Raw genomic sequence first — 14,018 nt, 5'->3', positions numbered from 1 at the left:
TTTCCATTTACGATAAATTTCTATCTTTTGTTCTTTATTAAATTTAGACATAGTAAAAGACCTAAAAGTGTCTCACTTTTAGGTCTCACTTCACTTTTCTTCGGAAAAGCTTCTTTTTTTTATGCAAATTAAAATTATTATTTGCAAAATTAGATCTAAACTTTACAGTCATTAAAATAGGGAGCTGAAAGGTGAAATTATGCGTAAAGAAACATTGGCTAGCTATTTAATTGGTAGCTCTAAAGCATTAGAAAAATATGTAATTCGACCAGTAGATTTAAAGGATAGTATCCCTAATATATTCTGGTATTGTCCTAGCTTGTTGGCAGTTGCTAATGGTGAAAATTGGGTTAATTCTGGGCTTGAAAACATGCAGTCTCCCAAGCTATCCGAGATAGTTAATTATGGTGTAATTACTCTAGATGTCACTTTTGACATCCTTGAAGCAGGAGATAATCGCTTGATTTATGAAGATACTTATATGGGTATTAAAGTTAAATCCAGTAGATATAGTACTGGTAGATTAATTCCTTTTAGTAAGTTTAAGAATAGGGAATATAGAGGGATTAGCTTTAAGTTTCCAAGATTACTTGGAAAAGATTACGTGGCCATTATAAGTGAAATTTGGCACGTAGGATTTTTCTCGTTCCGAAGACAAATAACCTTTAACATCATAGTTAGAGAGTCAAACAAGTCCAAGATTTCAAATTTGAATCGCATAGCCACCTTAAATAGATTTTTATATGATGAAAAGGATAAAATGCTAATTTCTGATGAGAGCAATATCAATGAAATTGACGATAATGTAAGATTTACTTCCGTTGCAGATAACTATAATATTGGTATGCAAACATTTACGTGGCCCAGCTCCCCACACAAGCAGGCAATTAGATTTGATCCTATGGCTGGAATTGCGTATCTTTCGAGTTATGGGTGTAGCAATTCAGGAATAAAAAATAGTTTGAACATGATCTCATTAGATTCAAGAGAATTAGCTCAAAAATGGCTAAAAAGCAAAGAATTCATTTCTTCCCATAGCTTAAATAAAGATTTGCTATGTGCCAATCTTAGAGTTTGCAATAGTGCTTTAAGAAGTAAATCTCCAATTGTGCAATATACTTATTCGCTTAACACGACAATTAGAAATTTAAGTCCCTTTGAAGTCATAGCATTGAAAAAATATGGTTATTCGATTGAAATTACTCCAGAACCTCCGATTGCTGATTTAACTCAAATTGGATTAAGCATGGAATTGCCAAAAATTGTTTAAAAAGTTGGAAGAGAAGAGTTAGTTTTCAATATTCATCTTTGATTAAAATCTTTGTTTTATGCAAAGGATAGCAAAAACATTGAAGTGGTGTCGAAAGTGGTCACAATCAGCTAAGTTTAATAAGATAAATGTCTAATTTAAATTATTAATTATTGGTCTTATAACTTTTTGAATGTCTTAGAATGACGCTCTCAACATTAATTTTTATGCTAGTTTGAAGGACAAATTATTCTAATTGAAATTTATAGCTTTAATTAATCTAATTACTAAAAAACTAAGATTCTAAAGGTTTAATCCTAAGAGCAAATTTTGTTATTTTAACTATAATTTTATTTTTTTAAGATTGCTTTGATTCAAGATTGAAAATCCAAGAAATACTCTGCTCATTCATGTATGTAACAGTTTAACTTTACATAAAGTGAGAACTTTAATCAAAGATAAACATAATTAAAAATATGTAAAGCTAAAGAACTAAAAAAGCTATAGTTAAATTCTTTTCGTAAACAAATAAGCATCTAAGAAGTTGCCTTCTTAGATGCTTATATATTTTTATAAACTAAAAGAGTGAAAGTTGCTTAGAACAAACATCTTTAGACTGACTAATTTTTTTACTTAGGCTCCCCTTTTGTGTAGGTGCTGAAGTGTCTAGTTCAAGATGATCAATTAAGTCATACTTATCGGTAGATTTAACTACAGTATGATTTACCTTTCTTACTCTTCTCTTATATTTTTTGCCCTCCATAATAAATAAATGACTAATATCATCATTTGAAAGTTTTATGTCAAATGCATGAAAAGCAATGACTTTAGTTAGACAAGTCAAATAATAATCATTTAGCCAAGTTTCAATGACATGGATTAACGGTGTATTAATCACATCATTACCATAATCAATATAATTATTATACAGAGAATCAAATTTATCAAAAGTAGGTGTTAACTTGGAATAATCGCCAAATAACAATGCTTGCTTTGCATCGAATAACTTATATCGAAATTTATTCGGTTTTCTTTGAAAGTTATGAGTATTGAACCATTGCTTTAAGAATCGGTTATTGCATAAGTAAATGCCCCTAGTGATACCTGCGTAAGCTAGATCATTCTTTTTAAGAATGGCTTTTTTAACATCAGAGAAGTTATTAATGTTTGAATCAAGATGATTAAACATACTTTTTATTTCTCGGCTGTTAAGTATTTGATCTGTACTCAATTTAGAAACAGTTTTAAAAACTAAGCTTCTAAAGCGAAAAATCTCAATTAACTTTTGTGCATTTACAAATTCAAAACACTGACTATCATCTTCATGTGGCATTCTTCTGTTGTAGAAGAAATATCTTGAAACAGAAAATTTATCTTGGTCAAGCTTAACATGGTCGTCAGCAATCACAATATGATGATCTAAGCTTTCATTATCTGAAGAGTCAGCTATATGATACTGAACTCTAAAAATATGTTTTAGCCAACTTTTTGATCCATCTTGGAACATACTATTTTGAATAGCATTTATTGTTTCAGATGATAATTCACTAGTCGAAAGTGAAGTAACTTTAACTTCTGTGTCACCATCAGCTACCAAGTTTGAATGTAATGCAGCTTCCAATATGGAGTTTAATGAACCAACAGGTGCAAATAAAGTTGCAATTGCCTTCGCATACACTTCAAAAATATTTTTAAACATTAATAAATCTCCTTCTCTTTTTACCAAAAAGGCTCAGAACCAGAGAAACGATTCTGAGCCTTATTAAAAATTAGAACAAAGATAATTGCTTAGGCTTTGCTGATACAGAGCTTGGCTTTTTATCTTCGGTACTAATCTTTTTATCTTTAGAATAATCAAAACTAAATAAATTGATCTCTTCATAGTGTTCTGTAGACTTAGTAAGAGTTACAGTTACCTTATTGCTATCACTCTTATTAGTTTTAGCGACAGGCTTTTTAAGAGCAGATTTAGTAGAGGTTGGAATTTCAACTTTAGCAATACTCTTAGTATCTGCTTTTTCTTCTGCTTTACTTTCTAAGTCTTCGAACAGACTATCATCATAGTCATTTGGATCATTATTATATTTAACAGCTTCAACTTTTTCTTTTGCTTTATTTGCTTTTTCAGCAAAATCAGGATGTGAAGTAGCCCATTCATTTTCAAATTTAGTAATTTGAGCAGTGATTTTTTCTACCTTTGCATCCCCAGCAATAAGTGGATCTAAGATTTTTTTCTTTTCAGACAAGTATTGGATATTAGTTAATTTGGCAAATGTACTTGTGCCTACACCCTGCTTAATAATATTCTGCTTCTTGTTGTAATTATATTCCCAACTCTTTAGCAGTCCAGGCAAATTAACAACATAGTTACGAATTCTTAAGGCGTAATTTAGGTGAAGAAAGTCAGTCAAATCAACACGTAATGGATAACTCCCCTTGCCTACTAAAAATATAGTGGCACAAGTATGTAATCCATAAGTACCAGTAGTTATCTTAGAAGTCATGTTGTAGCCAGCTTCAATTGACAAGTTTGCAATTTTAGCAATAGGCTTATTACCCGTATGACCAGCGCCAGCAAATGCAGCAGCTCTAATCGCAAAGAATAATTTCTTATTTGCTTCACGAGATGACTTAAATACTTGACCATTATTAAAGACAATATCAGTTGCTAAAAGGCTGTGCTTAAACGGCTTAGTAGTAGCTATATCTTCTTTAAGACGCTTAATATCCTTAGCAAGTACTGGAGCTTCGACTTTGCTTCTTTCGTAAGTACGGACATCTTCTCTATAGTTACGGTCAAAAGCATGTTTTTGATTAACTAGTAAAGTCAAGTCATTATCGACCTTCATTTTTAGCTTTAAATAAGGATTTTGTGTTGCAATGGCTTTAAAGTCTGATGCAGTCATAGTTTGTGAATCAACATCATGCATAGCTCTGATTGGAGAGTGGCTAGTCATAATTTGAGTAATATACTTTAACTTGTTCTCTTGAATTTGCCACAGATAATTATCGAAAGAACCAGTAGTAATGTAGTGATAAATTTCAACATAACGGAACATATTACCTTGACGAATTAAGCGTCCATTACGTTGAATAATGTCTGATGGTCTCCAAGGCACATCTAAGTGATGAGCGGCCTTCATTCTAGTTTGAACATTAAGACCAGTACCACCTTTTTGTGTTGAACCAATTAGAACTCTAATATCACCAGCATTAACTTTTCTTTCAAGCTGAACTCTTGCTTCATCGTTAGATGCTTGGTGCATGAATGCAATTTCTCTTACAGGGATGCCCTTTACAACTAACAACTTTTTTAATTCATTGTAAACATCAAATTGGCCAGCTTTAGGAGTACCAAGATCAGAGAAGATGATTTGAGTACCTTTTACTTTAGTAGTTCTCTTCCAAATACGGTAAACATTATCAGCAACCTGATTCAATTTAGTAGAATCATCCGCTGAATAATTATTACTAAATAAGCGCATATCAAGTGTAAGCTTGCGAGCTTCATTAGTAATTTTAAGCATATTATCTTGATCTGGAGTAACTTCATGATCTTGAATAGCGTCAGTACGATTAATTAACTCTTGCAATTTAGATTGTTGAGCATTAGTTAACTCTGACTTAATAACATATTTAGTAGCTTTAGGAACTGATAAATGAGCGCCATCAGCCATTTGCACATCAGCAGTGATGTGATATATATTCATTAATTCAGGTAAGTTAACAAATCGTTCAAAACGTTTAACTGGTCTATATTTGTTACCTGTTGTATTTAATTCAAGTTCACTAAGAATCTTACCAAATGAGCCAGCCCAATCATCGAAATTAGCAATATCGAATTTCTCTAAAATATCAGGCTAAATGTAGTTCATCATTGTCCATAACTCACTAATAGTATTAGATACAGGAGTACCAGTAGCAAAGACAACATGACCAAAGTCATATTTATTTTGCAAAAGTCTGATCTTCATTAGCATATCCATAGCTCTCTTAGAAGTCTGACTATTGATACCTTTGATTCTTCCTAAGCTAGTAGCAGGAGCAATATTCTTATAATTATGTGCCTCATCAACAAAAAGAAAATCTACGCCAAGTTCTTCAAAGGTTAAGAAGTTATCTTGGTTTTTAATGGATAAACGTTTGATCTTATTTGATAAAGCCTTTTTGTTTCTTTCAAGTTGCTTAACGCTAATAGATTCTCCCTTGTCCTTTAAGGAAGCAATGGAATTTTCTAAGCTATTAAGCCTATCTTGAATGAAGTTATGTTGTGCTTCAACACTAACTGGGATTTTCTCAAATTGGCTATGGCCAATAACTACAGCATCATATTCACCTGAAATAATTCTAGCTAGGAATCTTTTACGATTCTTAGTGCTAAAGTCTTCTGCAGTAGTTACTAAGACATTTTTAGTTGGATAAAATTTAAGAATATCTTGACTGAATTGTGAGACTAAGTTAGTAGGAACAACAAACATTGGCTTATTGATTAAGCCTAAGTCCTTAAGCTTAAAGCCAGCAGAAATCATAGTTAATGTTTTACCAGTACCTACTTCATGAGCTAATAAGGCACGCTTATCTTCAATAATCCGCTGAACCGCATTTTTTTGATAAGGACGTAAATGATAACCCTTGGCCAGCCCATTAATATGTAAGCGTGAGCCGTCATACTTCTTATTAACAATGCGATTGTTTTTATTGTTGTAAGTGTCTTCTAGCTCTTTAGACCAAGCAGCATTATTGGTAATGTAGTCAGCAAATTTAGCTTCAAGTTTTCTTTCTAAGTCACGAAGCATTGCGGTGCTAGTCTCATCAACTTCTCTAATTGGCTTATCGTTCTTGTCATAGCCAGTAATCATAGTGATTGTTGGCTGCTTTGATTGCAATAAGTAATTAAAAATGGTGATTGGATTATCATAGCCGGCTAGTGCTTGGCCATTTCTTTCAATCCTAAACCTAAACTTGTTAGCCTTGGTTGAACATTCAACAGAGTAAACTAACTCGGCAAAAGGCTGTTCCGCAATTGCTCTTCCTTTAGGTGTGTGAACAATTAAATCCTGGTCTTTTGATCCAGTAATTGAATCATTAAAGGTCTTATTAGGATCAAAGAAATTATCTAATAAGAAATTAGAAATGATCTTATCGGGAATCCATGGTGAACCAATATGGAAAGAGATGTCAGCAATAGTAAGACGCTTAGGCAATACCTTTTCAATTAGTTCAAGATAATGCTGCCAGTTAGCAGCAAAATCATTGTTCTCAATTAATTCTTTCAGTACATCCCTCTTGGTGACAACATCCCCAGAAAGGAAGTCCTCTTTAGTAATATATTCAGTTTTACCTGTCTCATTGTATTTCTGCGGATCGATAATGATATGATCAGCCAATTGATCTGTGATTTCTTGTTTAGAATGGCCTGGATAAATGGTTTTCATGTAAGTAAAGTCTACGCCACGAGCTTCTGAAACAGAAGATAGTAAAGCATCAATAGCTGAATCAACTTTTTTGATTACTCTATTTGGTCTAACAGTAGCTTGCTTGAAAGCTTGGCTTTTAATGTAGACTTGTTTACCAGTTTTGGGATCAAGAATATGATTCTCTAAACTTTCAACCAATGCAGCTTTTTTATCTTCACGGAATAGCTTAGTATTCTTAGAGAGATTAATTGAGCCAAAGTTGGCCACAAAATGATCATAAACATCATTCATTCTCTGCAATAAAGATCTGAACTGAATATCATACTCAGCACGGTTCTTACCATATTTAGGACTAAGTTGTAAGTTAATCAACTTTTGATAAGTATCTCTTAAATCAATGTAGCTTTTTAGAATACTAGTTTCCTTAGCAGAATAATTAGTGTAGTAAAATACCACATGCTTGATACAACCAGCATATTTGCCACGCTTATTAGGCTTAGCAGATACGTAGTTATCATAAATTCTCTTTTGGCCATTATCAGTTTGCTTACGATAGTCCTCTTCTCTACTTGCTGATTCTGAAGTACCTACATATTCATTAGTAGATTCATCGGTGTAGTAAGTAAATTGTTCGGGCTTGCCGTCTTTGACAATACCATCAATTCCATTGAAATAGATAATACCGTTAGCATAACCATATTCAAACAATGGTAGTTTTCTGATCTTATCAGGCAAGGTAGTATCAGCTAACTTGTCTGATTCAATTTCAACCTTACCGCTGTCAACGGGGTAAAGATATTGAGCAGGTAGAATTCGGCCAAGTGCAGCTGGCAATTCATCTAAAAAATCACCTTTATCTACTACTGTAAGAGTAGCACCATGATAATTTTGAATTTGGATTGAGCCTAAAACTTGTTGTGGCTGACTGATAAAGTAGGTATTTAACCATACTCTTCTGTCTAATGGATATTGGGATGCAGGCATAAAAGCATCACCAAAAGTATCTAAATCACCACGCATGTTTTTCTGGAAAAATAGCATATCAGTTGTAACTTGGGTACCAGCAATTTGCTTAAAAGCATCAGTTGGCATTCTAACGCCGCCTAAAAAAGCAACTTTGTTCTCGATCTTCTCAAGGATATTGTTGGTTCTCTTATCCATTAACCCTGTACTCGTAATAATAGCGATCAATCCATAGTCACGAGTAACATCAACGGCTTTTTTCAAGAAATAATCATGAATGTAGTATGAATTATTGCCACTATCATCAAGTAGACGAGTGTCTCCGAAGGGAACATTCGTAATTACTAAATCAAAGTGAGCACCTTTAAACTTAACATCTTCAAAGCCTTTTACAAAAATATGGGCTTCTGGGAATAACTGCTTAGCAATCATCCCTGTAATGGTGTCTAATTCAATTCCATATAAGTTAACCTTCCCCCGTAGTTGTTCAGGCATAGTCATAAAGAAAATACCAGTACCCATTGAAGGGTCAAGCACATTACCGTGGGTAAATTCAGAATCATCATTTTCTGAGTCAGTTACCTTTTGCCACATAGCCCTAGCAATAGCTGGGTTAGTGTAGTATGCCGTTAGGGATGAAGCTTTCATGTTTTGATATTCATCGTGTGAAACCAGTGATTTAAGCTCTTCTCTATAAGTTTGATATTTAGGATTAAATTCATCAAAGAATTCATTAGCTAAGCCACCCCAACCAACATAAGTAGCTAATTTTGCTTGCTGATCAGTTGTAGCTTGCTTACCTTCTTGGTTTAGTTCTTTAACTAACTTGATAATCTCAATGTTGTTCTTGATCTTGTCTGCATTTCTCTTGGGGAAGAAATCCTCATTAGCATCTGCAGGTAAGTAATAATTTTGCATCTGTAAAAAACTCCTTTGGTAATTTAAAAAACAAAAAAGCAGTCATTCTCATTTGAGTTAACTGCTTTCAAACTTAAGTTAATTGTTAATTATTCAATGTAATTAAATGGCTTCTTGCTGCCAATGAGTGTCCCCTCATTGCCTAAATCTGATGCAACAATGCTTGAAGAATCATCAAAGCTATAGCAATCAATTTCGCCAGAAGACATATTGTCTTGGTACAATGCTTTATCATCATCTTCTGTAGCACAAAGCCACAAATAATGTAGATAATTAGGTTTAATATGCATACGATTAGCTAATTCAGCTAATACTTTATCAGCTAAACCTTTAAGTTCTTTCTCTGAGTAATCTTTATCCCAATCAACTTTAAGACCTAAAGTAGCAGGAATATCCAAATTACCTAGATCAATGACCTCATTAGAAACCATTTCAGATAGAAGCGGATGTCCTTGTGACATGTCTTCACATCTGTAACCTCTTTGCTTTTTCATAATCAATTCTGATTCTTTTGACATTTTTGCCATAATCATTTTCCTCCTAAAGAAAAAAGACCTAAGCGACATGCTTAAGCCTTAAATTCTATTAATTAATAAACAATAATTTTTAAAATAAACAACAATAAATAGCCTAACAATAGGCTTACGACCAAAACTCATATACAGATGAGTTGAATCAAAATAAATAAATCAAAGATTTACTTACGACTATATTATACAAAAGATAGTTTTGAGTTAGAACAAAAGCTAAAAAAAGAGCTTTTTTAGCGAGCCTGTTAAAATAAAGGTAAGAAAATTTTATACTGAGCTAGGAGTAGTGATCTTTATGCAAAAGAAATTAAGCGAAATGAGTGAAAGTGAATTAGCTGAATTTGCAATTGAAAATGGATTGCCAATAGGCCCTACTGGTGAGCCTGTAGGCTGGTAGTCTCTTGTTTTGTAAGAATTATATGTCAACTATGCTAAAAAGCTCAGTTTTGTACTGAGCTTTTTAAATATTATTCTTCTAGTTCTTATTTAACATAATTGTGAATATGTTAATTATAGCAATTTCTTTTCCATTGTACGGCCAAAATCTTTAATTTCATCTTGATGTTCTGGGTAAACACTAGTTAAAGTTCCTAATAATTGGAAAATCACAGATCCTAATGGCTCTTGATATTCCTTTTTTAATTTTTTATTGAAGGCACTTTTTACGTTGGTCATATTATTTTTTACCACTTCTGATAAGATCCCGTTGACCTGAGATTGATTATCTTGTACAAATTCGTCTACTGGTAATGGTGATTTCCCTTCTACATGAGAAAATTTAGAAATTGAATCTCTAGTAGAATTCCATTTTTTGCTTGGATAAAACCACTTGTTCAAATCAATGGTAGAAAAAGCTAATTTTAGCCAATTTGCATTTTTTTCAATGTGTTCTGGCTTATCGTCTCCTCTACAGAGAGTTAAAATATTCTTTTTAACCTCAGCAAAGTCTGTATAAGAAATGGATAAGTAATTAGTTCTCGGTGATTCAACAAATACGCAATGCCAGTCAGAACCATTATTTTGTACAAATTTGCTGACTCTAATCATTTTATCTTGGATCTTAGTTTCATCATAGCCACGATAAAAGCCTAAATAGCCAAATTGCGATAACTTCAATAAAATTGACTTTTGCTGGGTTTCTTTATTGTAAGTACCCATGATCAATTGGATACGTAGCATCTTGGCTTTTTCAATCATCGCATCAATTAGACTATTTGGATTTAAATGCAGCTCCTGACATACATTTGCTACTAGCTCCATTAAAAGAACCGCTTTTTTATCGGTGTCTTGGCAATAAATAGTTTGATTATCTATATTAGAGTAAAAAATGTAATTAAAGGGCTTTTTGTCTGCTCTTAACTTTTCAAGCTTTTCATTCATTTCTTTTAGTTGCTTGTTAGCAAATTGAACCTTGATTTCGTCAGTAGGCTGTTCTAAATGATTAAAGTCTTCAAACAAAGAGCGACAATGATCTAAATCATATTCAAAATCGAACAGTTCAGGTCTCATTTTTCCAATGGAAGATTTAAGTAGTTCCAAAGTGGCAGAAAAATTAAATTCACGTAGAAATTGTTCTTGCAACAGCAAATTAAGTAAGTCATGTGTCAGACTCTTTTCGTGATTATGATCAATCGACTTGTAAATCATTCCCTCTTTGGAACCTTGTTCTGGCAAGACATACAGTATGACCGAATTAGCCCAAATCTTTTTGACACCTAAAATTATTTCTTTTAAATCTTGATTCATTTTCTTATTAATTAGATTAGTTCTTAACTAGCCTAATAATCCTTTCTATTTACTTTTGCATTTTTATAATACAAAATTTTTAGCCTTCAAAACGAAAGTTGAATAAATATCAGATTTCAAAGAAAAATAAGTATTATTTAACTTGAATAAATGCCCAATGATAATGTCCAGCTGTTTTTTGCTTCCCTCGACAAACCGCACTAATACATTGTTTATTTATTCCCGTTTTTTTCTGAGCTACTGTTAAGCTAGCATATTTTTCTTTAGTATCAAGATTAATAACTGGTTTTAATTTAGATTCGGATATTGATTTTATACCACACTTGGGGCATCCTGCATGCATTCTTGTGCGATTATCTATCTTTGCTTTCCACTGATAACCACATTTCTGACATTTCCACCATACCTTATGATCAGAATGAGGAAAGTATTCTGAGGGGCTTTTATCATTTTTAGCATCCCATTCTAGTGGCAAATCACGTCTATTATGTTTAACGCACCAATTCTCCAAATCATTGTAGCCTTTTAATACTTTCTTTTTATTGCAAATTGGGCAATTGCACTTTAGTACTGTTCTAGTATAAACTTCCATTCGGTATTCATGACCGTGAGGGCATTTCCACCACACTTTTTTTGTGTACCATATGAAACCATACTTGGAAGAAGTCGGCCATTTTTTGTAGGATGCCATTCTTTTGCAATATCAGGGAATAACTTTAAAAGAGATTTGGATTTTCTTGATTTAATATAACTTTCGTAAATATTAGTTGCATCTTTTTCTAGATTAATTTTTACATGATTGGATTTATTTAAGAGCTTAAATATTTCTTGAATACTTGAAGCTAAAGAAGCAAGCTCCTTTGAAGTAGTTACTGTGATATTTACAGAATCATCAATTGCAGGTAAACCTCCCTCACGAATTCTAATTAATCTAATACCGTTCTGCTTACAAAGAGCATCTTTTTTGGCATCTCGTTTCAAATGTTTACGATGCCATTCAAAGCCGTCATATTCAATAGCTGTACGTTTTGACGGAATATAAATATCTAGTTCCATTCCTATGGTATCTTGGTCAGAATTTATAGCATCTGGCAACTCCTGTTTTACATAAAAATATATTGCTTGCTCAGGGAAAGAAGTATGATTTTCTTTATCACAAATTGGACAGTCACTATGATTAATACCGATTTTATTGTAGGGATAACTAGAATAAGAATGGCCAAAAGGACATTTCCACCACACTTTCTTACGTGTACCAGGCATAATTTGATTAGGCTTTATTTTATTTTTATTAAAATCCCATTCCTTAAGTAGTTCTGGATATCTTGTAGCTAAATCATTGAAGCCTGGCAGTAGTTTTTGATTAGAGCAATATGGACAAGTTCCAAATTTCCCGCTATTAATAGCATTAACTCTATAACTAATCATTTGCTTATATGAATGTCCAAGTTTACATTTCCACCATACTTTTTTGCTATATCCTTTAGATACCTGATTAGGTTTAATTGGATTTCTATTGTAATCCCATTCTTTTAACAATTCAGGATTAGTAGTACATAGATCATTAAAACCAGCTAGAATCTTACGAGGTGGATTACAGCAATATGGGCAGGATGACGGCTTTTCTAAATTAGTTCGATGAGATATTCGTGTTTCATAAGAATGCCCTCGAGGACATATCCACCATGCCTTTTTAGTAGTCTTCCATAAAATATTTGATGGATTTAAAGTGTTTTTATTATAGTCCCATTCCTTCATAAGACGTGGACATCTAGTTTTTAGATCGTTAAACCCTGAATATACTTTTAAGTCATCAATATAGGGGCATTTTCTATTATTAATTCTTTGCCTTAACGTTGCCTTCCACGAAAAGTCAAAATGCTTTCCAGTTTTTGGGTCATCATAAGGAGTCAACCACCAATAATATTTTGAGCCTAATGTGATGACATGCGAAGGATCAAATTTATTTTTCTTTTTATCCCATTCAGCAAATATATTAGGATATTGTTTTGATAATTTTTCAAAAGATTTAAAAAATTTAGTATCTGTAATTTTTACTTCCTTAAAAGTATTAGTTAGTATTTGTTGAGTTTGTTTCCCTTTTGCATATGTAGATTTACGAGTATCATTTTCTGGTAAATCCTGAAATGCTGACATTTTGTATCCTTTCTAAAGCAAATTAGAGAAGTAAATTTATTTGCATTTAATTATTAGTTTAACTTCAAAGTATGAACTAAGCCTTAGAATTGCTCTCTCAGCATCACAATAAATTGAAATTAACTTGATCAAGCAATGCTTCTCGTCTTTCTTGCTCAAGACCTAAATATCTTAAAGTCATTGCTTCACTGGAGTGATTTAGCATTTTCATAACTAAAGCAGTATTATGATTAGTCTGCTGATAAACCATAAAAGCTCCTGTTTTTCTCATCGAGTGTGAGCCAATCCAATTAACTCCAATTTTAAGTCCAGTCTGATGACAAATTCTATAAAAACTATTTTCTCTTATTGGAATATCCTCACCTAATCTCCTAGAACTTGGAAATAGCCATTCAGAAGAAAACAGCTTCTTGTAGGGATGCTTCTTTTCATATTCTTGCAGCCAATCATAGTAATCCTCTAAAACATCTCTAACTGGAGTTAAATATAATCGGTTAGGCTTTTTAGTCTTTTTGTCAACGATATAAGCATTTTTCTTAACTCTGCCATTTGATTGAAAGACATCATTCTTTTTCAAAGCTAGAACATCACTTACCCGTAATAAGGTCGCTTTACCAGTTTGAAATATAGCATAGTTTCTTTCTCCCATACTAGTATCTTCACGTAAATGCTTCAGAAACTTCTTTAAAATTATTGGATCAGTAATTGGACGAGTATCTTTATGCTTCAATTTACGTCTCCTCATATTAATTGCGTATTAGTCCTTGATATACAAGTGTTTTGCTACTCTATGTAGTATAATTAGTCTATAGCTAATTATACTACATAATCAACACACCCCCAAATTGACATAGCGGAATAATGCTTGATCAGATGACCTATGTAGAATAATCTCATTATTCTACATAGTTAGAAAGCACAAAAAAGAATGCTAATTTTGGTTAAAAACAAGAATTAGCATTCTATGGCTTTAAATGATTAGTTATTAGCCTTTATAAATGAATCGTGCCTTAGAATTACTCTCTCAGCATATTAAAA

9 protein-coding genes are annotated in these 14,018 nt (G+C 32.6%); 1 reads left to right on the top strand and 8 read right to left on the bottom strand.

The features are described 5' to 3' along the window. Positions 1-199: 199 nt before the first annotated feature. Positions 200-1,270, top strand: coding sequence for a hypothetical protein (locus tag BLP58_RS09790; protein WP_013851223.1), 1,071 nt, complete (start codon positions 200-202; stop codon positions 1,268-1,270). Positions 1,271-1,826: 556 nt separating this feature from the next. Here the strand turns inward: BLP58_RS09790 and BLP58_RS09785 are convergent. From BLP58_RS09785 to BLP58_RS09755, 8 genes are all read right to left on the bottom strand, one after another. After that, positions 1,827-2,948: a hypothetical protein gene (locus tag BLP58_RS09785; RefSeq protein WP_013851224.1), complete on the bottom strand. Its 1,122-nt coding sequence runs from the start codon at positions 2,946-2,948 to the stop codon at positions 1,827-1,829. Positions 2,949-3,018: 70 nt separating this feature from the next. Then, positions 3,019-4,926, bottom strand: a complete 1,908-nt coding sequence (locus BLP58_RS12480) for a helicase-related protein (RefSeq protein WP_013851225.1) — start codon at positions 4,924-4,926, stop codon at positions 3,019-3,021. 183 nt (positions 4,927-5,109) lie between these two features. Further along, entirely contained in the window at positions 5,110-8,547 is a 3,438-nt protein-coding gene (locus BLP58_RS12475; protein WP_013851226.1) for a helicase-like domain-containing protein, read from the bottom strand. A gap of 89 nt (positions 8,548-8,636) precedes the next feature. Beyond that, the gene (locus tag BLP58_RS09775; RefSeq protein ID WP_013851227.1) at positions 8,637-9,074 is read right to left on the bottom strand and encodes a hypothetical protein; all 438 of its coding nucleotides are present in this window, start codon (positions 9,072-9,074) and stop codon (positions 8,637-8,639) included. A 513-nt stretch (positions 9,075-9,587) separates the two neighbouring features. Then, a complete protein-coding gene (locus BLP58_RS09770; protein WP_013851229.1) occupies positions 9,588-10,823 on the bottom strand; it encodes a hypothetical protein in 1,236 nt (411 codons plus the stop codon). Positions 10,824-10,956: 133 nt separating this feature from the next. Further along, complete coding sequence (locus BLP58_RS09765) at positions 10,957-11,415, bottom strand: zinc-ribbon domain-containing protein (RefSeq protein ID WP_013851230.1); 459 nt, start codon at positions 11,413-11,415, stop codon at positions 10,957-10,959. After that, entirely contained in the window at positions 11,388-12,980 is a 1,593-nt protein-coding gene (locus BLP58_RS09760; protein ID WP_013851231.1) for a zinc-ribbon domain-containing protein, read from the bottom strand. The genes BLP58_RS09765 and BLP58_RS09760 overlap by 28 nt, the downstream gene beginning before the upstream one ends. A 103-nt stretch (positions 12,981-13,083) precedes the next feature. Further along, positions 13,084-13,710, bottom strand: coding sequence for a tyrosine-type recombinase/integrase (locus tag BLP58_RS09755; protein WP_013851232.1), 627 nt, complete (start codon positions 13,708-13,710; stop codon positions 13,084-13,086). Between the last annotated feature and the right edge of the window lie 308 nt (positions 13,711-14,018).

Origin of the sequence: Lactobacillus kefiranofaciens, assembly GCF_900103655.1 — a bacterium.
GTDB classification, from domain to species: Bacteria; Bacillota; Bacilli; order Lactobacillales; family Lactobacillaceae; genus Lactobacillus; species Lactobacillus kefiranofaciens.
Note: the sequence above shows the minus strand (reverse complement) of the source record. Positions and strands in the feature narration are given on the sequence as shown.

Bases quoted from the DNA above. Each gene is read 5' to 3' on its own strand.
- BLP58_RS09790 (WP_013851223.1), top strand. From the start codon at position 200: ATGCGTAAAGAAACATTGGCTAGCTATTTAATTGGTAGCTCTAAAGCA.
- BLP58_RS09785 (WP_013851224.1), bottom strand. From the start codon at position 2,948: ATGTTTAAAAATATTTTTGAAGTGTATGCGAAGGCAATTGCAACTTTA.
- BLP58_RS12480 (WP_013851225.1), bottom strand. From the start codon at position 4,926: ATGGCTGATGGCGCTCATTTATCAGTTCCTAAAGCTACTAAATATGTT.
- BLP58_RS12475 (WP_013851226.1), bottom strand. From the start codon at position 8,547: ATGCAAAATTATTACTTACCTGCAGATGCTAATGAGGATTTCTTCCCC.
- BLP58_RS09775 (WP_013851227.1), bottom strand. From the start codon at position 9,074: ATGGCAAAAATGTCAAAAGAATCAGAATTGATTATGAAAAAGCAAAGA.
- BLP58_RS09770 (WP_013851229.1), bottom strand. From the start codon at position 10,823: ATGAATCAAGATTTAAAAGAAATAATTTTAGGTGTCAAAAAGATTTGG.
- BLP58_RS09765 (WP_013851230.1), bottom strand. From the start codon at position 11,415: ATGGAAGTTTATACTAGAACAGTACTAAAGTGCAATTGCCCAATTTGC.
- BLP58_RS09760 (WP_013851231.1), bottom strand. From the start codon at position 12,980: ATGTCAGCATTTCAGGATTTACCAGAAAATGATACTCGTAAATCTACA.